A 21,830-nucleotide genomic window follows, 5' to 3' on the forward strand; every position below is an offset into this window, starting at 1 on the left:
TAACCGCAAGCATGAGTCGCACCCACCGCCTGTTCCAACTGATGCAACACCTGCGCCGCCTGCCTCCGCCGGTCACGGCACAGCAGTTGGCGGATGACATGGATGTGTCGTTGCGCACTGTTTACCGCGACATGGATGCGCTGCGCGGCTTGGGTGCCGTGATCGACGGCGAGGCCGGCTTTGGCTTTACCCTGATCGAGGACGCGACCCTGCCCCCGCTTGGGTTCGAGGATGACGAGCTTGAGGCGCTGGTGCTGGGCCTGCGCGACGTGGCGGTGATCGGTGATCCGGCGTTGTCCAAGGCCGCGGAATCGGCGCTGGTCAAGATACAGGCCCGCGTCCCGCCCCGTCAGGCGCACCGGCTGAAACACGCGGTTCTGGACGCCAAACGGTTTCGCAGGCGCACCGACCCGGCCATCGACGTCGGCGCCCTGCGCGCGGCGACCTGGGAAGAAATCTGCGTGCGGTTCGACTATTCCGACGCCGAAAACCGCGCGACCCAGCGCACCGTGCGCCCCTTGGGGATTGTCTATCTGGATCAGAACAACGTGCTGTTGGCGTGGTGCCTGCTGCGCCAGGATTTCCGGTCGTTCCGGCTGGACCGGATGTCCGCGCTGGAACGCACCGACATCAGCTTTCGCCCGCACCGCGTATCACTGCTGCGCCAGCATCTTGAGCGGATCAGGGCCGAACAGGACCACCCCTACGGCCCCTGACCGCTTTCGGCAGCCGGGTTTTGCCGCTAACCTGCGTCCAATCACGCGGACCACACCAGCGAGAATCGAGGCATCATGCGGTATCTTTCCCTGACAGCAGCAGCGGCGCTGGGCGTCGGACTTGGCGGCGATTTGCTGGCTGAAACATCCATCCGCCCCGTCCTGCGCCCGCAACCGGCGGCCTCGGCCAATGACACGACAGTGGGCGAAACCCCTGTGGCAGAGACTGAAACGCTGACAAACGCGGGCTTTCAGGACTGGATCAAGGGGTTCTACCCGCGCGCCATGGGGCAAGGCATCCGGCAGGCGACGCTGGACGCGGCCTTTGCCGATGTGACCTTTGACGCCGACGTGGTGCGCCGCGACCGCAACCAGTCAGAGTTTACCAAAACGATCTGGGACTATCTGGACACCGCCGTGTCGGACGCCCGCATCGCCAACGGTCAGGCCGCGATGCGCAAATACGGCGCGACGCTGGACAGGATCGAAGCGAAATACGGTGTTGATAAATATGTGGTCACGGCGATCTGGGGACTGGAAAGCGCCTATGGCGGGTTTCGCGGGTCAAACAGCACGGTGCAAAGCCTGGCCTCGCTGGCCTATGACACACGACGGTCGGCGTTCTTTGAAGAACAACTGATGGCGGCGCTGACGATTCTGGAAAACGGGGATGTGTCCGCCAGCCGCATGAACGGCAGTTGGGCGGGCGCGATGGGGCATACCCAGTTTATGCCCACGTCGTTTCTGGCCCATGCGGTCGACTTCACCGGCGATGGCAAGCGTGACATCTGGTCGGACGACCCCACAGATGCGCTGGCCTCGACGGCTGCCTATCTGAAGCACCACGGCTGGCAGACAGGCATGCCCTGGGGCGTCGAGGTGACGCTGCCCAAGGGGTTCGACTATACCCAAGCCAACCGCGAGATCACCAAGCTGCCGTCCGTCTGGGCGGGCATGGGCGTGACCGGTGTTGGCGGTGCGGTGCCGGACCACGGACCGGCGGCCGTGTTGCTGCCTGCGGGGGCCAAAGGGGCCGCGTTTCTGGTGTTCGACAATTTCGAAGCGATCGAGGCCTATAACACCGCTGATGCATATGTGATCGGTGTGGGCTATCTGGCGGACCGGCTGCGTGGCGACCCTGCACTCCGCGCCGACTGGCCACGAGGCGACAGGGTGCTGACCTTTGACGAGCGGATCGAGTTGCAGCAACGGCTGACGGCGCAGGGGTTTGATACACAGAAGATCGACGCCAAGATCGGCCCGCTGACAGTGGATGCGGTGCGTCGGTTTCAATTGTCCAAAGGATTGGTGCCGGATGGCTACGCGTCGCTGCGGTTGCTTGAGCGTTTGCGCGGTGGGTAGGGGCAGGACCGGGGCCCTGCCCCGGACCCCGGGATATTTGGTGCCAAAAGAAGCTTAGCTTTCGACGATACCGCGCAGACGTTCCGAGCGGCGGCGCAGCAGTTCGACCACGGTCAGCAGGATGATCGAGATGCCGACCAGAAGCGTGGCGACCGCAAGGATCGTCGGGCTGATCTGTTCGCGCAGGCCGGTGAACATCTGCCAGGGCAGGGTTTTCTGGCCGGCGGAACCCACGAACAGGACCACGACGACTTCGTCGAAGGAGGTGATAAAGGCGAACAGGCCGCCCGAGATGACGCCGGGCAGGATCAGCGGCATTTGCACGCGGAAGAAGGTGGTGACCGGGTTTGCACCCATGTTCGCCGCCGCGCGGGTCAGTGAATTGTCGAAACCGACAAGTGTGGCGGTGACTGTGATGATGACGAACGGAATGCCCAGCACCGCGTGGGCCAGGATCACCTTGATGTAGCCGACAAAGTTCTTGTCCAGGCCAAGCGTCGTTTCCAGCCAGTTGCCCAGTGTCGAGTAGAAGAAGAACATGCCGGTGGCCGAGATGATCAGCGGCACGATCATCGGCGAGATCAGGATCGCCATGATGGTGCCCTTGAACGGCACGTGGGATTGCGACAGGCCGATGGCCGCCAGCGTGCCCAGAGACACCGAGATAAACGTGGCAAAGGGCGCGATGATCAACGAGTTTTTCAGGCTGCGTTGCCATTCGTTGTTGGTAAAGAAGTCCTGATAGTGCTTCAGCGAATAACCGTCAGGGTCCAGCCGCAGCATTTCCGGCGTGAAGGTAAAGAAGTTCTCGGCGTTGAAGCTGAGCGGCATCACCACGATGATCGGCGTGATCAGAAAGATGAAGATCAGCGCACAGATGAAGCGGAAGGAATAATACCAGATCCGCTGTGGCGTCGTTGCATAAGGAGGCAAGCCCATAATCAGTTATCCCAGTTTCACGTTGTCGATGCCGACGATCCGGTCGTAGCACCAGTAAAGGAGCAGAACGACCGCCAGCAGGATTGACCCCAGTGCAGCCGCGAGGCCCCAGTTCAGCGAGGACGAAATGTGGTAGGCGATGCGGTTCGAGATGAACACGCCCTTGGTCCCGCCGACGATTTCGGGGGTGATGTAGTAGCCGATGGACAGGATGAAGACCAGAATCGAGCCCGCGCCGATGCCCGGAATGGACTGTGGGAAGTAGACGCGCCAGAAGGCGGTCCAGTTCGTTGCACCCAGCGATTTGGCCGCACGCAGATAGGTGGGTGGCACGGTTTGCATCACGGAATACATCGGCAGGATCATGAACGGCAGCAGGATGTGCGTCATGGCCACAATCGTGCCGAACTGGTTGTTGATCATGATCAGGCGGTTGGCGTCATCGACCAGCCCCAGCCAGACCAGAACGTCGTTGATCACACCCTGTTGTTGCAGCATGACCTTCCATGCCGATGTCCGCACCAACAACGAGGTCCAGAAGGGCAGCAGCACCAGGATCATCAGCAGATTGGCCTTGGCCGTGGGCAGGTTGGCCAGCAGCCACGCCACCGGATAGCCCAGCATGATGCACGAGCAGGTGATGACCATCGACATGAACAGGGTGCGTCCGAACAGCGTCAGCAGGATCTGCTTGTCTTCAGGCTGCCACGCATAGCCTTCGGGCGTTTTCTGCGCGTCTACGGCATTCAGGAAGTAGCCGGCCGTGTATTTGGACGAATGCGTCTGGATGGTTTCCCACGGCAGAACCGTGCCCCATTCGGGGTCGATGTCGGCCAGAACTTCGGAATAGGGCGGAATGTCGAAATTGACCGCCTGCGCCTGTTTCAGCAGGTCGGCGCGGGTGCCGGTCAGGCCGGACAGGTCTGCGGTTTTCAACTCTTGCAGCAGCGCCAGCGGCACCAGCTCCCACGGGTCGCGTGTGGCCGGATCGCGTTCTTCTTCGGTGGCCTCGTAGACGGCCCATTCAGTGTAGCTGCGCGTTGTCAGGGGCAGAACATCGGCCATCTGCGCGTTGGGGGCGAATTCCATGTCACCCGCGGCGCTGTTATCGTTCAGCCGACCGACGCGGCCGCGCATGGCCGACAGCAGGCCGGTGTTGGCCTCGTCATTGCCTGCGTTCATCAGGGCGTACCATGCTTCGCCATCTTTGAAGGCGGGCACGGCCGCTTCCAGTGCTTTGGTGGCATCCTTGGCCAGATCGTCGACACTGCGGCCCGACTGGCGGAACAGCGAGGATATACCCGATTCTTCGTAGTTCAGGCGCGACCCAAGGCGCGTGTGGCGCTTGGCTTCGGCGGCGACGAACAGGTCGTAATACATCGCTTCATAGACGCCCTCGGCAGGCAGGTCGCCCGACGTGGCGTCCCAACTGGCCAGCCGCTGGACCGTGTCCGGCAGCGTGTTGGCGACGATGTCGTTTTCAACCGACCGGAACAACATCGACCCGATGGGGATGATAAAGGTCACGAGGACAAAGATCAGCAACGGCGCAATCAGCAGCAGGGCGCGGCCCTTTTGGCGGCGCAGGGCGCGCGCAAGGCTGCGTTTCAGCGGTGTGCCGTCAGCGGCCATAACCGGGCCGTCTTCGGCGTTTTGATTTGGTACGTTGCTCATCATCGGTCTCGCTTTGGAGGGTGGTGAGGGGGTGGTGGGGGCCGGATGTGGCCCCCACCGAAGTCATGCGATCAAGCGGGGCTTATTGGGCCAGCCACGCTTGGAATTTCGCGTCGATGTCGTCGCGGTAGTCCGCCCAGAACGTGTAGTTGTACAGGAACGTGTTCGCGGAGTTCGCGGGATCGGTCGGCATGTGCTGTTTCATGTCCTCGGGAACCTTGGGTGCGGAAGACGCACGTGCGGGACCGTAAGAGATGTACTTGGCCTGATCCGCCAGACGCTGTGTGTCTGTTGCGAATTTAACAAAGTCTTTGACACGGGCCAGTTTGTCGTCCGGCAGACCGGCGGGAATGATCCAGCCGTCAAGGTCGAACACCTGAGCGTCCCACATCATGCCAACGGGCTGGTCCTGCTCTTCGATGACCGAATACAGGCGACCGTTATAGGTCGAACCCATGAAGATTTCGCCATCTGCCAGCAGTTGGGGCGTGTCCGCACCAGCCGACCACCAGACAACGCTGTCTTTGATGGTGTCGAGTTTGGCCAGAGCCTGGTCCTGGCCTTCGCCGGTTGCCAGCACGTCATAGACTTCGTCTTTGGCGACGCCGTCACACAGCAAAGCCCATTCCATGTTGTTGATCGGGCGTTTTTCCAGCGCACGCTTGCCAGGATATGTTTCCAGGTCGAACACGTCGCAGATGCTGCTGGGGGCATCGACACCTTCGGGCACCATGTCCGTGCGGTAACCGAATGTTGTCGAATAGACGATCTGCGGAATGTAGCAGTCGGACACGATCAGATCACCGAAGTCATCCGAAGCCGAGGAACCGTCATCGCCTTCGGCCAGCAGTTCGTCGGGATCATATTCCATCGCCAGACCTTCGTCGCACAGGCGGATGGCGTCAGCGGCCACAACGTCGACCAGATCCCAGGTGATGTTGTCGGCTTCGTTCATGGCGCGCAGTTTGGCGACCGCTTCGTTCGAGCTTTCGTCCCAAACAACGGTCACTTCGGGGTGCATCTCAACATAGGGTTCAACATATGCTTTGAGCTGGCTGTTTTGGTATGCGCCGCCCCATGAAACGATGGTCATTTCGTTGGACATTTCTTGTGCATAAGCAACTGTAGCAGCGGCTGTAAGTGCAGAAGACGCAAGTAGCGTTTTCATCAAGTTCATTGATAGTTCTCCCGTTTGTATGCCCACTTGGGTTTGGAGGCCATGATTGGGCTTGATCACAGCCTCGTATCGGGCGCCTCCCCGCAGGGATGCGCCAGCCGTGTCCGGGACTTTACGCGTCCAAGGCGCGGCAATCTTCGGGCAACCAGCCGATTTCGATCTGGGTGCCAGGTGTCAGGCGCGCCTGATCCGGTGCGTTCCGGGTTTTGATGACAAAGTCATCAGAGCCGGCCACACGCAGACGGGTGCGGAAAATATCGCCCATATAGATGAACTCAAGCACTTCGGCCTTCAGCGTCCGTGCGCCGGGCATCAGGCGGCCCTTGTTCATCTCGACCCGTTCGGGGCGGATCGACACGCGCGTGCGTTCGCCCACTTCGCTGACGTTCACCGGAACTGCGTCGATCAGATCGCCGCCGTCCAGTTGCACAACAGCCGTGCCATTGCTGATCTCTTTGATCTCGCCCATCAGCGTGTTGTTTTCACCGATGAACTGGGCAACAAAGCTGTTTTCAGGCTTTTCGTACAGTTGGTCGGGCGGCGCCAATTGCTGAATGCGGCCGTTTTCGAACACGGCAACGCGGTCGGACATGGTCAGCGCTTCGGTCTGGTCGTGGGTCACGTAGACCACGGTAATGCCCAGATCGTGTGCCAGCTTGGTGATCTCGAATTGCAGGGTTTCGCGCAGTTGCTTGTCCAGCGCGCCCAGCGGTTCGTCCATCAGAACCAGTTCGGGTTCGAACACCAGCGCGCGGGCCAGGGCGATCCGTTGTTGTTGGCCACCCGACAATTGCGTGGGGCGGCGGCCGGCGAAATCGTTCATCTGCACCATGCCAAGGGCGCGGTGAATTTTCTCTTCGCGCTCGGACTTGCCGATTTTGCGGACTTCCAGCGGAAAGGCCAGGTTTTCGGCAACCGTCATATGCGGGAACAGCGCATAGTTCTGGAACACCATGCCAATGCCGCGCTTGTGCGGTGGAATGTTGTTGATCGACGTTCCGCCCAGACGGATGTCACCATGGGTTGCGGTTTCAAATCCTGCCAGCATCATCAGGCAAGTTGTCTTGCCCGAACCGGATGGGCCGAGCATCGTCAGAAACTCACCCCGTGGCATGGAAAGGTTCAAATCTTTGACGACGAGGTTTACGCCGTCATAGCTTTTTTGCACGCGTTCGAATTCAACGAACGCCGCATCGGTCGATGTGTTAGCCAAATCAGGCTCCCTGAATTTATGACGACGGTGAACCCGCCTTGTTGGATCTAAGTAAAACGACCATGGTCCAGTATTGCAACCGGATTGCTGAAAAACAGTTGGTTGTGCCCTCAATACAGGCTTATTTTTCGTTAAATCCCGAATATCAGGACAATAGCCTGCCTAACACGACCTGTGCGATGCCGTCTGCGACATCGGGAATCGCCCCTCACCGATAGGTGTTGCGTCCCGAGACGACAAAACGCAAGTTTCTGAAAACGGAGCACGCCCATGATCATAAAAAACTTGCCTTTTACCGCTGACGAATATGATCGGCGCATCGCTCTTGTGCGCGGCGCGATGGATGCCGCGGGGATCGACACGCTGTTTGTCACCGACCCCAGCAACCAAGCGTGGCTGACCGGATATGATGGATGGTCATTTTATGTGCACCAGGGCGTGATCCTGCGCGGCGAAGGCGATCCGATCTGGTGGGGGCGGCGTCAGGATGCCGCCGGCGCGCGGCGCACGGTCTGGATGGATGACGACCACGTGCGCGGATACGACGATCATTTCGTGCAATCCACCGAACGCCATCCGATGCAGGAACTGGCGGGCATCCTGCAAGATCTGGGTGCGGAACGCATCGGCGTCGAGATGGACAACTATTACTTCTCGGCCAAGGCCTTTGCCGTGATGCAATCCAGCCTGCCTGACGCGCAGTTCACCGATGCCACGGCCATGGTAAACTGGAAACGCGGTGTGAAATCCGAGCCCGAGCTTGAATACATGCGCAATGCCGCCCGGATTTCGGAAAAGATCATTGATGGCCTGCTGGAACGGGTCGAACCCGGCGTGCCCAAGAATGAAGTCGTGGCCGAGATTTACCGCGACGCGGTGCGGGGTGTGGATGGCGCGTGGGGCGATTATCCGGCGATTGTGCCGCTGTTGCCGTCGGGATCGGACGCCGCCGCGCCGCACCTGACATGGGATGGCCGTCCCTTTGAAACGGGCGAGGCCACATTCTTTGAAATCTCGGGCTGCTATCGCCGCTATCACGCGCCGTTCTGCCGTTCGCTGTTTCTGGGCACGCCGCCCGATTTCCTGAAACGGGCCGAGGCGGCATTGGTCGAAGGGCTTGAGGCCGGCCTGAACGCGGCCCGCGCAGGCAACCGCGCCTGTGACATCGCCAATGCCCTGGCCGCACCGCTGGAAGCGGCGGGGATCGAACGCGGCGAACGCTGCGGCTATCCCATCGGGCTAAGCTATCCGCCCGACTGGGGCGAGCGCACGATTTCCCTGCGGGTCAGCGACGAAACCGTGCTGGAACCGAACATGACCTTTCACTTCATGCCCGGGCTGTGGATGGCGGACTGGGGTCTTGAGATCACCGAAAGCATCCGCATCACCGAAAACGGTCCGGCGGAATGTTTCTGCGACCGTCCCCGCAAGATGTTCGTCAAACCATGAGTCTGCGCAAAACCGTTGATTTGCTTGGGCAGTTGATCGCGATGCCCACCGTGTCGGCGGACAGCAATATGGCGATGATCGCCGAACTGGCCACCCGTCTGGAAGACGCGGGCGCACGCACCGATGTGCTGTTGTCCCCTTGCGGTGCCAAGGCGAACCTGTGGGCCAGCATCGGCCCCGACGCGCCGGGTGGTCTGATGCTAAGCGGGCACACCGATGTTGTGCCGGTCGCGGATCAGGACTGGTCATCCGACCCCTTCGAGATGCGCGAGGGCGATGGGCGGCTTTACGGCCGCGGCACCTGTGACATGAAGGGGTTTATCGCCGCCGCCGTGGTGATGGCGGGCAAGGTGACGCCGAAAAAGCCGGTGCATTTCGCTTTTACCTATGACGAAGAGGTCGGCTGTCTGGGTGCGCGGGCTTTGGTGCCTGAATTGCAGGCGCGCGGGTTGCAGCCCGCTATGGCGGTGATCGGGGAACCCACGGGTATGCGGGTGATCGAAGGGCACAAGGGCTGTTGCGAATACACCACCCACTTTACCGGTCTTGAAGGACACGGCAGCGATCCGGGGCGCGGTGTGAACGCTGCCGAATACGCTGTGCGCTATGTCAATCGCCTGCTGGAACTGCGCTCCGATCTGATGGCGCGCGCGCCAGTGACCAGCCGGTTCGAACCGCCGTGGACCACGATCAACATCGGTCGTGTGTCAGGTGGCGTGGCGCACAACGTGATCGCGGGCAAGGCCGAGGTCGAATGGGAAATGCGCCCTGTTGTACAAGATGACGCCCGTTTCGTACAACAAAGCATCGCGGCCTTTGTCGAGGACGAGATGCTGCCGATGATGCGCGCGATCTATCCGCAGGCCGACATTCGCACCGAAACGATTGGCGAGGTCGCGGGGCTGGAACCCATGGAAGTGAACACCGCCCGCGATCTGCTGGCGGGCCTTTTGGGCACCAACAGCGCCGAACTGGTCCCCTTCGGAACCGAGGCGGGGTTGTTTCAGGAAATGGGGATGGATGTGGTGGTGTGCGGGCCGGGACATATTGCCCAGGCCCACAAACCGGATGAGTTCGTCGAGATCGACCAGATGAAAGCCTGTCTGGCGATGCTGGAACCGCTGATGAGCGGCACCTGACGCCTTACGACGCGGCTTTGAACAGCCCTTGGTCTTTCATCAGCGCATGGGATTCGTCCAGCGCGGTGCGGGCACGTTTGCCCATTTCGGTGATCTCTTCGGGCGTGATGACCAGCGGCGGCGAGATGACCATGCGGTCGTAGACGTGGCGCATGATCAGGTTGTTCGCAAAGGAACGCTCGCGCGTCATGAAACCGGCGGTGCCTGCGTCGGCTGCAAATTTGGCGCGGCTGTCCTTGTCGGGTGTCAGCGCCAGCGACGCCATCATGCCGACAATCTTGGTTTCGCCCACCATCGGATGATCGCCCAGACCGTGCCACATCTCGGCAAGTGCAGGGGCGGCGACGTTGCGGACGTGGTCCAGAATGTTTTCGTCTTCCATGATCCGCAGGTTTTCCAGCGCGACGGCACTGGCAACGGGGTGACCGGAATAGGTGTAGCCGTGATTGAATTCACAGGCGTTCATCACCTCGGCCACCTCGTCCGACACAATCGACCCGCCGATGGGCTGGTAACCGGACGACAAGCCCTTGGCGATGGTCATGATGTCGGGTTTGATCCCCACGGTGGTCGACCCGAACCATTCGCCGGTGCGGCCAAAGCCACAGATGACCTCATCGGCGATCAACAGAATTTCGTATTTGTCGCAAATCCGCTGGATTTCGGGCCAGTAGGTCGACGGTGGCACAATCACACCGCCGGCACCCTGGATCGGTTCCGCGATAAAGGCAGCAACGCGGTCTTCGCCCATTTCCAGAATCGCCTGTTCCAGTTCCTGCGCACGTTGCAGGCCGAAATCTTCGGGTGTGGATGTGCCGCCCTCGGCCCACCAGTTCGGCTGGTTGATGTGGTGAATGTCAGGGATCGGCAGGCCGCCCTGTTCGTGCATCGGGGTCATGCCGCCCAGGCTGCCCGACCCGACGGAGGACCCGTGGTAGGCATTCTTGCGGCTGATGATGATGGATTTTGACGGCTTGCCCTTTTGCGCCCAATAGGTGCGGACCATGCGAATGTTGGTGTCGTTCGCCTCGGACCCGGACCCGGCAAAGAACACGTGGTTCAGATGCGCAGGCGCCAGTTCAGCGATCTTGGCGGCCAGTGCGATGACCGGCGCATGCGATGTCATGAAGAAGGTGTTGTAGAACGGCAGTTCGCGCATTTGCCGTGCCGCCACATCGGCCAGCTCGCCACGGCCATAGCCGATGTTGACGCACCACAGCCCGGCCATCCCGTCCAGAATGTGGTTGCCTTCGCTGTCGGTCAGGTAAACGCCATCTGCGCGGGTGATGATGCGTGCACCTTTGGCCGCCAGTTCGTTGTTGGTGGTAAAGGGGTGCATGTGGTGCGCGGCGTCCAGCGCCTGCAACTCGGCAGTGGGCAAATGGTTGGTGATGGCGGCCATGACGGTGTCCTTTTCATCAGAAATGAAGTTCAACACAGAATATGATCAAATTCCGAACTGTCAATCAGACAAGGGCCGAATCACCGTGTTGCCGACTCTTCTGACAGGGCGGCGCGCACCTGTATCACGCCCTGAAGAATGTCTTCGGCGGTGGCGGCGCGGGCGGCGTCGGCGTTGCCGTGTTTCAGGGCATCCAGAAGCTCGGCGTGTTTGTCGGGCAGGTTCGACGTGCCAAACCGGCCGCAGACCACCCGCAGAGACGGCCCGAACCGCAGCCAAAGCGCATCGGCGGATTGGGCCAGAATCGGGGCCTGTGCAACTGCATAAAGGGTGATGTGAAAGGCGTGGTTCAGCCGCAAATACCCGCTGACATCCCCCGCATCAATGGCGTCGTTCAGGCTGTCGTCGATCTGAGTCAGCCGGTCAATATCGGCGCTGTCGATGTGCGCGGTGGCGCGAAATGCCAGCTCGGGTTCCAGATTTAAGCGCATGAATTCAAGCTGTTCCAACGTATGCAGGTCCAGAACCGGCACCGACGCCCGGCGGTTGCCCTGCATTTCCAACGCGCCTTCGGCTGTCAGTTTGCGGATCGCCTCGCGGACGGGGGTCATGCCGGCGTTCAGCATGGTTGTCAGACCCTGAATTGTGATCGGTTGACCGGGGGCCAGATCGCCGAACAGGATGGCGTCGCGCATCCTGGCATAGACGGCCTGATGCGCCGGTGTCTTGGGCAGCAAATCCTGCCGGTCGCCGCCTGTCTGGGGCGCCTCTTTTTTCAGCGATGCATTCAACATGGGCATATCTTCCGGGCACCTCCATGGTGAACCGCTTGCGCGGGCCAACCTGCCGTGAAACCATAAATCATCTTGCCGCAAAGGGCAAAACTTGATCAAATTAAACCAAGCCGGGATCAACCCGGTCTGATGAACGGGAGAATAACATGACCAAGACGATGCTTAGCACAGTTGCGGCACTGGCGGTAATCGCCTCATCGGCAATGGCCGAAGAAGTGCGCGTTTACAACTGGTCCGACTATATCGACGAAAGCCTGCTGACCAAATTCGAGGAAGAAACAGGCATTGACCTGATTTATGACGTTTTTGACAGCAACGAAGTGTTGGAAACCAAAATGCTGGCCGGATCGTCCGGCTATGACGTCGTTGTGCCGTCGGGCACATTCCTGCAACGCCAGATCAGCGCCGGTGCCTTTCAGAAGCTGGACAAATCCAAGCTGCCGAACCTGGAAAACATGTGGGACGTGATCAACACACGGGTCGGCAAATATGACCCCGGCAACGAATATGCGATCAACTATATGTGGGGCACCACCGGCATTGGCGTGAACGTCGACAAGGTCAAGGAAGTGCTGGGCGACGATGCCCCCATTGGATCGCTGGCGCTGGTTTTTGACCCTGCCAACATGGAAAAACTGTCGGCTTGCGGCGTTCATTTCCTGGATGCACCGGCAGAGATTATCCCCGCGGCGCTGAACTACATCGGCGAAAACCCCGACGCGCAAGACGCTGAAACCATCCAGAAGGCCGAGCCGGTCCTGACCGCCATCGCGCCCTATGTGCAGAAATTCCACAGTTCGGAATATATCAACGCATTGGCCAACGGCGACATCTGTGTGGCGGTGGGCTGGTCCGGTGACATTCTGCAAGCGCGCGACCGCGCAGCCGAGGCTGACAACGGCGTGACCATCGAATTCAATGCGCCGAAAGAGGGCGCGCTGATGTGGTTCGACAACATGGCCATCCCGGTGGACGCACCGAACCCTGACGGGGCGCACAAGTTCCTGAACTTTATCATGGACGCGCAGAACATGGCGGCGGCGTCGAACTATGTCTATTACGCCAACGGCAACCTCGCCAGCCAGGAGTTTCTGGTCGAGGATGTGATTGGCGACACGGCGATCTATCCCGACGCCGAAACGCTGGAAAAACTGTACACCACGTCGCCTTATGACGCGAAAACGCAGCGTGTCGTGACGCGTCTGTGGACCAAGGTCAAATCGGGCACCTGAAGCCTCTGATCCGGCGCGCGGCCATTGGGGTCGCGCGTCTTTTTCCCCCGTGATTTCTGTGAGGAAATATTTTGGCACAGACCGTATTTGCCCCTTGGGATGATCCGCAGCAAAAGCCGTTGATCCAGTTCGTGAATGTGACCAAGCGATTTGGTGACTTTGTGGCCATTGATGACCTGACGCAGGACATTTACGAGCGTGAATTCTTTGCGCTGCTGGGGCCGTCGGGCTGTGGCAAGACCACGATGATGCGGATGCTGGCCGGGTTCGAGGCGCCGTCCGAGGGGTCGATCCTGCTGTCGGGGCAGGACATTGCGGGTGTGCCGCCGAACAAACGCGCGGTGAACATGATGTTTCAGTCCTACGCGCTGTTCCCGCACCTGACCGTTTGGGACAACATCGCGTTCGGCCTGCGCCGGTCCGACATGCCCAAGGACGCCATCGCCGCCCGCGTCGAGGAAATGCTGAAACTGACTCGCCTGTCCAAGTTCGGCCGTCGCAAGCCGCACCAGATTTCCGGTGGTCAGCGTCAGCGTGTGGCCTTGGCCCGGTCGCTGGCCAAGGCGCCCAAGCTGCTGCTGCTGGACGAACCGCTGGGCGCGCTGGACAAAAAGCTGCGGCAGGACACGCAGTTCGAGCTGATGGACATTCAGGAAACCACCGGCACCACATTCGTCATCGTGACACACGATCAGGAAGAGGCGATGACCGTCGCCAGCCGCGTCGCGGTGATGGACGAGGGGCGCATCATTCAGGTGGCGACGCCCGAAAAGATCTACGAAGCGCCAAACAGTGTCTACGTGGCGGATTTCATCGGTGACGTGAACATCCTGGAAGGCACGGCCAAGGCCAACGGCCCCGAAAGCTATGCCATCGACTGGGGCAGTACCGAACCTGCGACCGCCACCAGTGCCCGCCCGTTCAGCGATGGGCAAAAGGCGCATCTGGCGATCCGCCCCGAGAAAATCGCGATCAGCGCCGAACGCCCTGCCGATGCGGCAAACGCAGTGCAGGGTAAGGTTCTGGACATCGCCTATCTGGGCAACCTCAGCACCTATCACGTTGAATTGCCCACCGGTCAGGTGATCAAGGCGCAGTCGGCCAACACCCGCCGCGTGTCGCGCCGCGCCTACACATGGGAAGACCCCGTGTGGCTAAGCTGGAGCGCCACCGCCGGCGTGTTGTTGGAAGCGTGAGACGCTTTGCCCTCATAGCGGTGCCGTACCTGTGGCTGTTGGCGCTGTTTCTGGTGCCCTTTGCCATCGTGTTCAAAGTGTCCCTGTCCGACACGGCGCTGGCGATCCCGCCCTATACGCCGACGATGAAAGACGGCTTTGCCGCGCTGATTTCCGGTCTGGATTTCGAAAACTTCGTGTTTCTGACGCAGGATGACCTGTATTGGAAAGCTTACGTCAGTTCGTTGCAAATCGCGTTCGTATCCACCCTTGTTACGCTGCTGGTCGGCTATCCGATGGCCTATGCCATGGCGCGCGCGCCCGAAGAATGGCGCCCGACGCTGATGATGTTGGTGATCCTGCCGTTCTGGACGTCGTTCCTGATCCGCGTTTATGCGTGGGTGGGCATTCTCAGCACCGAAGGGTTCCTGAACCAGTTCCTGCTGTGGACCGGCGTGATCAGCGAACCGTTGACCATCCTGAACACCAATTGGGCGGTCTATATCGGGATCGTCTACACCTATCTGCCCTTTATGATCCTGCCGATCTATGCAGCACTTGAGCGGCTGGACGAAAGCCTGATCGAGGCGGCCGAAGATCTGGGCTGTTCGCGTATGCAGGCGTTTTGGCTGGTGACGATCCCGCTGTCGCGCAACGGGATCGTGGCGGGCTGTTTCCTTGTCTTTATCCCGGCGCTGGGCGAATTTGTGATCCCGTCTTTGCTGGGTGGTTCGGGCACGCTGATGATCGGCAAGGTTCTGTTCGAGGAATTCTTTGCCAACCGGGATTGGCCCGTGGCCAGTGCCGTGGCGGTGATCCTGCTGTTGATCCTGATCATTCCGATCATCCTGTTCCAGCGCAACGAACAGCGCCAGCAGGAGGCAGAGCAATGAACCGTCTTAGCCCGTTCAACGTGGTCAGCCTGACATTTGGTTTCGCCTTCCTCTACCTGCCGATGCTGATCCTTGTCATCTTCAGCTTCAACGCGTCCAAGCTGGTGACGGTCTGGGCCGGTTTCTCGACCAAATGGTACGGCACGCTGTTCCAGAACGAGGCATTTCTGGATGCCGCATGGGTCACGCTGAAGGTGGCCGTGATGTCGTCCACCTTTGCCACGGTTCTGGGCACGATGGCCGCCTATGTGCTGGTGCGCGGCGGGCGGTTCATGGGGCGCACACTGTTTTCCGGCATGATCTATGCGCCGCTGGTGATGCCCGAAGTGATCACCGGCCTGTCGCTGCTGCTGCTGTTCATCGGCATCGGCATGGACCGTGGCGTGATGACCATTGTTCTGGCGCACACCACCTTTTCCATGTGTTACGTATCGGTCGTGGTGTCGTCGCGCCTGGCCACCTTTGACCGGTCGCTGGAAGAGGCGGCACTGGATCTGGGTGCATCGCAGTTCGATGCGTTTCGGTTGGTGACGCTGCCAATCATCGCACCTGCGGTGATTTCAGGGTGGTTGCTGGCCTTTACGCTCAGCTTGGATGATCTGGTGATTGCGTCCTTTGCCACAGGTCCGTCGGCCACAACGCTGCCGATGAAGATCTGGTCGTCGGTGCGCTTGGGGGTCTCGCCCGAGATCAACGCGCTGTCGTCGATCCTGATCGGGATCGTATCGGTGGGGGTGATCACCGCGTCGCTGATGTCGAAACGCCACGCGGTGCGGGTGCGCCGTGAAGAGCAGGCCGCGCAGCGCGCCACATGAAACGTATCTATGCCGACTATGCCTTTGGCAGCGGGCCACGCGCGGGCTGTTGGTGGGATGAAACCTGCGACCTGCCGGATTTCCCCGCGTTAGAGACGGATATTGCCTGCGACGTGGCCATCGTCGGGGGCGGCTTCACCGGCCTGTCGGCGGCATTGCATCTGGCGCAAGCGGGTGTTGATGTTGTTGTTCTGGAAGCCGAATACGTGGGCTGGGGCGCGTCCGGGCGCAACGGCGGCTTTTGCTGTCTGGGTGGCGCGCGGATTGACGACGCAGGTCTGGACCGGCGCGTTGGCCGCGCGGGCCGGTTGCAGTATCGCAAGGCGGAACGCGATGCGATCGGGCTGGTTGAACAGATCACCCAAGCGCATGGCATTGATGTCGACCGCCATTCGAACGGCGAAACCGAACTGGCGCACCGCGCCAAGGATATGGACGACCTGCGCCGCGCCGCCGAAGGCGCGGCCGAGAACCACGGGATTGATTGCGAGATTATCGCCAAGGGCGATCTGGCAGCCCATGGACTGTCCGGGCCGTTCCACGGCGCGCTGACCATCCCCATCGGTTTTGGCCTGAACCCGCGCAAATACATTGCCGGACTGGCTGCCGCTGCACGGGATGCAGGTGCGCGTATCTTTGGCAAAAGCCCTGTGCAGAGCCTGAAACGCGGTCAGAAATGGACCTTGTCCGCTGGCCGCACGGTCACTGCCGATCAGGTGGTGATCGCCACCAACGGCTATTCCTCGGACGATCTGCCCGCGTGGCTGGCAGGGCGTTATATGCCCAGCCAGTCGAACGTGATCGTCACCCGCCCTCTGACCCAGCAAGAGCAGGCCGACGCGGGATGGACCAGCGATCAAGCGTGCTATGACACGCGCAACCTGCTGCACTATTTCCGCAAGATGCCTGACGGGCGGTTCCTGTTCGGGATGCGCGGAGGGCTGACGTCAAACCCCGCTGCCGAGGTCCGCGCGCGCCGTCGTGTGCGTCAGGATTTTGATGCGATGTTCCCCGCCTGGCGGCATGTGGAAAGCGCGCATTCCTGGTCGGGGATGGTGTGTATTGCCCGTGATATGATGCCCTTTGTTGGCGCGGTTCCGGGGCAGCCGGGCCTGTTCGCCAGCCTGTGCTACCACGGCAACGGCGTGGCCATGGGCACCTATGCCGGCAAGCTGATCGCGGGGCAGATCATGGGGCAGGGCGACGTGCCCGTGGCGATGGCGCAACCGCTGTCACGGTTTCCGCTGGGACGGTTCCGCCGTGCGGTCATGCCTGCCGCTTATGCCGGATTCATGCTGGCCGATCTGTGACGTAACTGCGTCTTTTGGCGCAAAACCCATAGCCGGACGCACCGCAGCGTTGACAGGATCGCCGGTAACTTCCATCTCAATCGCAGCAGGCAGCGCAGAGGAACCAGCATGAAAATCGCAATGATCGGAACCGGCTACGTCGGGCTGGTGTCGGGTGTGTGTTTCTCGGACTTTGGGCACGATGTGGTTTGTGTCGACAAGGACCCCAAGAAGGTCGAGATGCTGGAACGCGGCGAAGTGCCGATTTACGAGCCTGGACTGGACGATCTGATGGCCAAGAACGTGGCGGCCGGGCGCCTGTCCTTCACCGGCGATCTGAAAGCCGCGGTGGACGGGGCCGAGGCCGTGTTTATCGCGGTTGGCACGCCCACGCGTCGCGGCGATGGCCACGCCGATCTGACCTATGTCATGGCCGCCGCCGCCGAGATTGCCGATGCGCTGACCGGTTACGCCGTGATCGTGACCAAATCGACCGTGCCGGTGGGCACCAACCGTCAGGTCAAACAGGCGGTGCACAAGGCCAATCCCGAGGCCGATTTCGATGTGGCCAGCAACCCCGAATTTCTGCGCGAAGGCGCGGCAATTGACGATTTCATGCGCCCCGACCGTGTTGTCGTCGGCGTACAGAACGACCGCGCCGCTGACGTGATGAACCAGATCTACCGCCCGCTGTACCTGCGCGATTTTCCGATCATGACGACCGATCTGGAAAGCGCCGAGATGATCAAATACGCCGCCAACGCGTTTCTGGCGACCAAGATCACCTTTATCAACGAAATCGCAGCCTTGTGTGAGCGCACCGGCGCGGATGTGAAAACCGTGTCGCAAGGCATGGGGCTGGACGGGCGCATCGGCAACAAGTTCCTGCACGCAGGCCCCGGCTATGGCGGCAGTTGTTTCCCAAAGGATACGCAGGCGCTGGCCCGCATGGGGCAGGACCATTCGATGCCCATGCAACTGACCGAGACGGTGATCAAGGTAAATGACGAGATCAAGCGCCGGATGATCGACAAGGTGGTCGATCTGTGCGGTGGCAAGGTCAATGGCAAGATCATCGCCATTCTGGGGGTGACGTTCAAACCCAACACCGACGACATGCGCGACAGCCCGTCACTGACCATCGTGCCCGCGTTGGTGGGCGGCGGTGCCAAGGTGCGGGTGGTCGACCCGCAAGGCCGCCGCGAAGGTGAAGCGTTGTTGCCCGGCGTCAACTGGTTCGAGGATGTCTACAAGGCAACCCAGAACGCCGACGCGGTGGTGATCCTGACCGAATGGAACGAATTCCGCGCGCTTGACCTGAAACGCATTGTCAAACGGATGGCCACGCCGGTCATGGCCGACCTGCGCAATATCTATTCGCAAAAGGACGCCAAGCGCGCCGGATTTCTGGCCTATACTTCGGTCGGGCGCGAAGACTACGGGATTGACCACTAGACCGGTTCGCGCAGCCCCGTCACATCGTCGGCCAGAACCGCAAGCCCGCCTTCCAGGATCAGGATCGTGCGCCCTTCTTCAATCCGCGCTTCGGTGACGCGCCCGTAGGTCTGGGCGCGCTCGGCCAACAACAGCTCGCCCTGCTGGAAGCTTTCGATTTCAAAGGTGTAGTTCCCCTCGGGGAAGGTCGAGCCGTTCAAACCCGCGACCCCGTGCCATTGCACCGCATCGGGCGACACCGGGATGCTTTGGCGCTGCACCTCGGTTCCGTTGGCGTCGTAGACCACCAGATAGGCGGTATCGGCTGCCGTCAGGGGGTTCGGGGCGATGGTCACAGGGGTGCCATCGAAATGCGCGGGGGCATAGGACAGCGCCTCCATCCCGATCCAGCCCGACAGCGCGCCGACGCTGGTTTGCGTCGCGGTTGCGGTCTGCAACGCGGCGCTGAGCGACTGCAACAGATCGTTTGTCTGCACCTGCTGTTCCACCATCGAAAACTGCGCCAGTTGTGCGGCGTATTCCGAACTGTCCATCGGTTCCAACGGGTCCTGATAGCGGGCCTGTGTGGTCATCATCCTGAGGAAGGTTTCAAAGTCGGACGAGATCAGCGACGACGCCCCGTTCGATGCGGTTGTCGCGGTGGTTTGTGCTTGGGCCTGTGCTTGTGCCCGTGCTTGCGATTGAGACTGGGCGACGGCCGGGGAAATGTTCATGGCGACGATCCTTATATTCTGATGTCCATGGAGGTTTCTGGCGACAGCGGTGGGCCGCCAGAGACATTCGATGCGGTGCCGACAGCGGTCCCGTCCGCATGTGATGGCGTGGCCTGCGACTGCGGATGATCGCCGCGCTGGTCTTGCGCGTCGTCGCCGCCGGAAAAGGCAAAATCAACGTCGCCATAGCCCATGTCGGCAAATTCGCTTTCCAGATCGCCAATGTTCCGGCGCATCAGGTCCAGCGTTTCGGGCCGGTCGGCGTGGATCAGGACCGACACGCCCGCATCCGTTGTCGAAAGAGACATGCGGACCTTGCCCAGCTCGGCTGGGCTGAGGGTAAGCTCGATCTGCCGGTCACTGCCGTTTTGCGCAGCCTCCGCGATCTGTTTGGCCAGGGTCGCATGCAGGTGCTGCGGGGCCGCCTGCACCGTCGGGATGTGCGACTGCACCGATGTCGGGCCAGGGGTCCGTATGTCGGCCAGCGCGGTTTCAATCTGTCCCTCACCATGCTCCAGATCGGTCGACGGATTCGCGGCTGACACAGCGGTCAGGGGCTGGGTCGGTGCAAGCCCAGGCTCAGAGATGTTTCGCGTGACGGTGGGTTGCACAGTGCCCGGGTTGGTCGGGGGGTGCTGCGGAGCCGCCGGGTTGGCCGTGGTTGGTCGCTCCCCGTCGGCGGCTTGTGCCGGTGAAGCCATCGTTCGAATGATGACCGTTGCAATCGGCGTTTGCTGCTGGCTTTCCAATCGGGCGTCTGTGGGACCAGATGCGGACTGTGGGATCGGGGCGGCGGATTGAGGCACAGCCGGGGCATGCATCGACAAATAAGCCTGCCTTGGTGACGGCTGTTGGCGTGCTGCACCGGCAGCGGTGCTGTCACCGTACGCGGGTGTTGCGTTGACGCGGATCGCCGTATCCGATGCTGTGGCGGCCGTTTGAGAAGGTAGCAGTGTGCTGCCAACGCGATACGTGTGCTCAGAAGCGAAGACCGGTTTGTTACCCGCGCGGTCCAGCCCATCGGCAGGCATCGTGGGCAGGGGGTGTAACACGGGTGCGGTTTTATCTGTCACCGTTGCGGTTTCGCGCATGTCAGCCGTTGCCGCCATGGACGGTGTCACACTTTGCGGCGCGTCAGGTCCGTGATCCGCAGGGCGCATCATCAACTCTGCCGTTTCCCGGTGGGCGACTATGGCGGCAGCGCCGCCTGTCCCTGCGTCTGACCCGGTCGCACCACCAGATGATTGCGAAGCGCCATCGAATTGTACCGCGTAGATCAGCCGCGATTCAGATCCCGGGCGCAGCGGCGTTTCCGCGTTGGTCTTTGCGTGTTGGGCTGTTGGGTCGAGGCCGACAGGCATCGGCGGACTATCAAGCGAATCCTCATCTTCTGACTCTTCCATGCCGGCAGGCAGAGTGTTCGCATCGGTTGGATCATCTTCTGTCTGACCCGTCGGCGCAGTGTCTGAGCGGGCAGGCGTATCCACGTCCGTGGGGGCCGTCTTGGCGGTATCGGACGCGGCCAGCTTGTCAAAAGCCGCGGCGAAACTGACATGGGAACCCGTCGCCGCCAGGGTGGTACGCTGCCCGACGGGCGCGCCGGTTTGAAGCAAGGGAATAAGTTGCACATAGCCTCCGGGAATTCTTCCTTGTCCCTGTCTTAGCCTTGCTTTGGTTACCGCTTCTTTACCGGTCCTGCGTCATGATCTGGAAAATACAACGCATTTGAAGGGATCACAGGATGCAAGTGACACCAGACTTGGCGGGCACGCAGGCAACCCGCACCGCGACCGCACGCACCGATGACGAATTGCGTGCCGTCGCCGACCAGCTTGAGGCGGGGTTTCTCGCGGAAATGTTGAAGTCCGCAGGGTTCGGCCAGGCGCGCGACAGCTTTGGCGGCGGTGCCGGAGAGGATCAGTTTTCATCGTTTCTGGTGCAGGCGCAGGCCGAAAAGATGGTCGCCGCCGGCGGCATCGGCCTAAGCGAATCGCTGTTCCACGCGTTGAAAGGGCGAAGCCATGGCGGATGATCCGATTGACGACACCATGAACGCGCTGGACGATCTGCTGGATCAGGAACGCACGGCGCTGCTGGCGGGCGACCTGGACAAGATCGCGCGCACGCTGGATCTGAAAGAGGATCTGATCACACGTCTGAACGCGCAGGACGGCGCCGACCCGGCGCTGCTGACCGCGCTGAACGCCAAGGTTGTCCGCAACCAGTCGCTGTTGAATTCGGCCTTGGATGGGGTGCGCGCCGTGACGCGGCGGCTGGCCACCATGCACCGCATTCGCAGTTCGCTGGATATATATGATGCCGACGGCAAGAAAAACGAGATCGCCCTGACGCCGACCCGTTCGGTCGAAAAGCGGGCCTAGGGCGGTTTGATT

General features: G+C 61.0%; 19 protein-coding genes and 1 pseudogene. 12 read left to right on the top strand and 8 right to left on the bottom strand.

The features are described from left to right. The first annotated feature begins 11 nt into the window (after positions 1-11). Both AAC077_RS10125 and AAC077_RS10130 read left to right on the top strand, forming a co-directional pair. Positions 12-716 carry a YafY family protein gene (locus AAC077_RS10125; RefSeq protein ID WP_339769112.1) on the top strand — a complete coding sequence of 235 codons (705 nt, stop codon included), beginning with the start codon at positions 12-14 and terminating at the stop codon, positions 714-716. 75 nt (positions 717-791) lie between these two features. Beyond that, the gene (locus AAC077_RS10130; protein WP_339769115.1) at positions 792-2,078 is read left to right on the top strand and encodes a lytic murein transglycosylase; all 1,287 of its coding nucleotides are present in this window, start codon (positions 792-794) and stop codon (positions 2,076-2,078) included. 54 nt (positions 2,079-2,132) lie between these two features. Here AAC077_RS10130 and AAC077_RS10135 read toward each other — a convergent pair. The 4 genes and pseudogenes from AAC077_RS10135 to AAC077_RS10150 form a co-directional block, all read right to left on the bottom strand. Then, a pseudogene (locus AAC077_RS10135) lies at positions 2,133-2,981 on the bottom strand (ABC transporter permease); the annotation flags it as partial. A gap of 42 nt (positions 2,982-3,023) precedes the next feature. Beyond that, a complete protein-coding gene (locus AAC077_RS10140) occupies positions 3,024-4,691 on the bottom strand; it encodes an ABC transporter permease (protein WP_339769117.1) in 1,668 nt (555 codons plus the stop codon). A gap of 82 nt (positions 4,692-4,773) precedes the next feature. Continuing rightward, positions 4,774-5,868: an extracellular solute-binding protein gene (locus AAC077_RS10145; RefSeq protein ID WP_339769119.1), complete on the bottom strand. Its 1,095-nt coding sequence runs from the start codon at positions 5,866-5,868 to the stop codon at positions 4,774-4,776. 112 nt (positions 5,869-5,980) lie between these two features. After that, entirely contained in the window at positions 5,981-7,081 is a 1,101-nt protein-coding gene (locus AAC077_RS10150) for an ABC transporter ATP-binding protein (RefSeq protein WP_339769121.1), read from the bottom strand. 270 nt (positions 7,082-7,351) lie between these two features. On the opposite strand from AAC077_RS10150, the gene AAC077_RS10155 reads away from it, so the two are divergent. Further along, positions 7,352-8,530, top strand: coding sequence for a M24 family metallopeptidase (locus AAC077_RS10155; RefSeq protein WP_339769122.1), 1,179 nt, complete (start codon positions 7,352-7,354; stop codon positions 8,528-8,530). Next, positions 8,527-9,669, top strand: coding sequence for an acetylornithine deacetylase (gene argE, locus AAC077_RS10160; RefSeq protein WP_339769124.1), 1,143 nt, complete (start codon positions 8,527-8,529; stop codon positions 9,667-9,669). Before AAC077_RS10155 ends, argE begins: the two co-directional genes overlap by 4 nt. A gap of 4 nt (positions 9,670-9,673) precedes the next feature. Here argE and AAC077_RS10165 read toward each other — a convergent pair whose 3' ends face one another. Continuing rightward, positions 9,674-11,071, bottom strand: coding sequence for an aspartate aminotransferase family protein (locus AAC077_RS10165; protein ID WP_339769126.1), 1,398 nt, complete (start codon positions 11,069-11,071; stop codon positions 9,674-9,676). A gap of 80 nt (positions 11,072-11,151) precedes the next feature. Further along, positions 11,152-11,865, bottom strand: a complete 714-nt coding sequence (locus AAC077_RS10170; protein WP_339769128.1) for a GntR family transcriptional regulator — start codon at positions 11,863-11,865, stop codon at positions 11,152-11,154. Between the two features lie 146 nt (positions 11,866-12,011). Between AAC077_RS10170 and AAC077_RS10175 the strand changes: the two genes are divergently transcribed. The 6 genes from AAC077_RS10175 (at position 12,012) to AAC077_RS10200 (ending at position 18,724) form a co-directional block, all read left to right on the top strand. Beyond that, positions 12,012-13,097 (top strand): polyamine ABC transporter substrate-binding protein, encoded by a 1,086-nt coding sequence (locus tag AAC077_RS10175; RefSeq protein WP_339769130.1) that lies wholly within the window; start codon positions 12,012-12,014, stop codon positions 13,095-13,097. 71 nt (positions 13,098-13,168) lie between these two features. Further along, positions 13,169-14,293 carry an ABC transporter ATP-binding protein gene (locus AAC077_RS10180; RefSeq protein ID WP_339769132.1) on the top strand — a complete coding sequence of 375 codons (1,125 nt, stop codon included), beginning with the start codon at positions 13,169-13,171 and terminating at the stop codon, positions 14,291-14,293. Next, positions 14,290-15,165 (top strand): ABC transporter permease subunit, encoded by an 876-nt coding sequence (locus AAC077_RS10185; protein WP_339769133.1) that lies wholly within the window; start codon positions 14,290-14,292, stop codon positions 15,163-15,165. The genes AAC077_RS10180 and AAC077_RS10185 overlap by 4 nt, the downstream gene beginning before the upstream one ends. Continuing rightward, the gene (locus tag AAC077_RS10190; protein WP_339769134.1) at positions 15,162-15,980 is read left to right on the top strand and encodes an ABC transporter permease subunit; all 819 of its coding nucleotides are present in this window, start codon (positions 15,162-15,164) and stop codon (positions 15,978-15,980) included. The genes AAC077_RS10185 and AAC077_RS10190 overlap by 4 nt, the downstream gene beginning before the upstream one ends. Then, on the top strand, positions 15,977-17,290 hold the full coding sequence (locus AAC077_RS10195; RefSeq protein ID WP_339769136.1) for an FAD-binding oxidoreductase: 1,314 nt from the start codon (positions 15,977-15,979) through the stop codon (positions 17,288-17,290). Before AAC077_RS10190 ends, AAC077_RS10195 begins: the two co-directional genes overlap by 4 nt. A gap of 108 nt (positions 17,291-17,398) precedes the next feature. Further along, positions 17,399-18,724 carry a UDP-glucose/GDP-mannose dehydrogenase family protein gene (locus AAC077_RS10200; RefSeq protein WP_339769138.1) on the top strand — a complete coding sequence of 442 codons (1,326 nt, stop codon included), beginning with the start codon at positions 17,399-17,401 and terminating at the stop codon, positions 18,722-18,724. Here the strand turns inward: AAC077_RS10200 and AAC077_RS10205 are convergent. Both AAC077_RS10205 and AAC077_RS10210 read right to left on the bottom strand, forming a co-directional pair. After that, on the bottom strand, positions 18,721-19,437 hold the full coding sequence (locus AAC077_RS10205; RefSeq protein WP_339769139.1) for a flagellar hook capping FlgD N-terminal domain-containing protein: 717 nt from the start codon (positions 19,435-19,437) through the stop codon (positions 18,721-18,723). The two genes, AAC077_RS10200 and AAC077_RS10205, sit on opposite strands and share 4 nt — an antisense overlap. A gap of 11 nt (positions 19,438-19,448) precedes the next feature. Then, positions 19,449-21,065, bottom strand: a complete 1,617-nt coding sequence (locus tag AAC077_RS10210) for a flagellar hook-length control protein FliK (RefSeq protein WP_339769141.1) — start codon at positions 21,063-21,065, stop codon at positions 19,449-19,451. A gap of 113 nt (positions 21,066-21,178) precedes the next feature. Here AAC077_RS10210 and AAC077_RS10215 point away from each other — a divergent pair, with 113 nt between their 5' ends. Further along, entirely contained in the window at positions 21,179-21,469 is a 291-nt protein-coding gene (locus tag AAC077_RS10215; RefSeq protein ID WP_339769143.1) for a rod-binding protein, read from the top strand. Next, positions 21,459-21,818 carry a flagellar biosynthesis protein FlgN gene (locus tag AAC077_RS10220; protein WP_339769145.1) on the top strand — a complete coding sequence of 120 codons (360 nt, stop codon included), beginning with the start codon at positions 21,459-21,461 and terminating at the stop codon, positions 21,816-21,818. The genes AAC077_RS10215 and AAC077_RS10220 overlap by 11 nt, the downstream gene beginning before the upstream one ends. Positions 21,819-21,830 lie beyond the last annotated feature (12 nt).

It is taken from the genome of uncultured Pseudosulfitobacter sp. (assembly GCF_963976325.1).
Lineage (GTDB): Bacteria > Pseudomonadota > Alphaproteobacteria > Rhodobacterales > Rhodobacteraceae > Pseudosulfitobacter.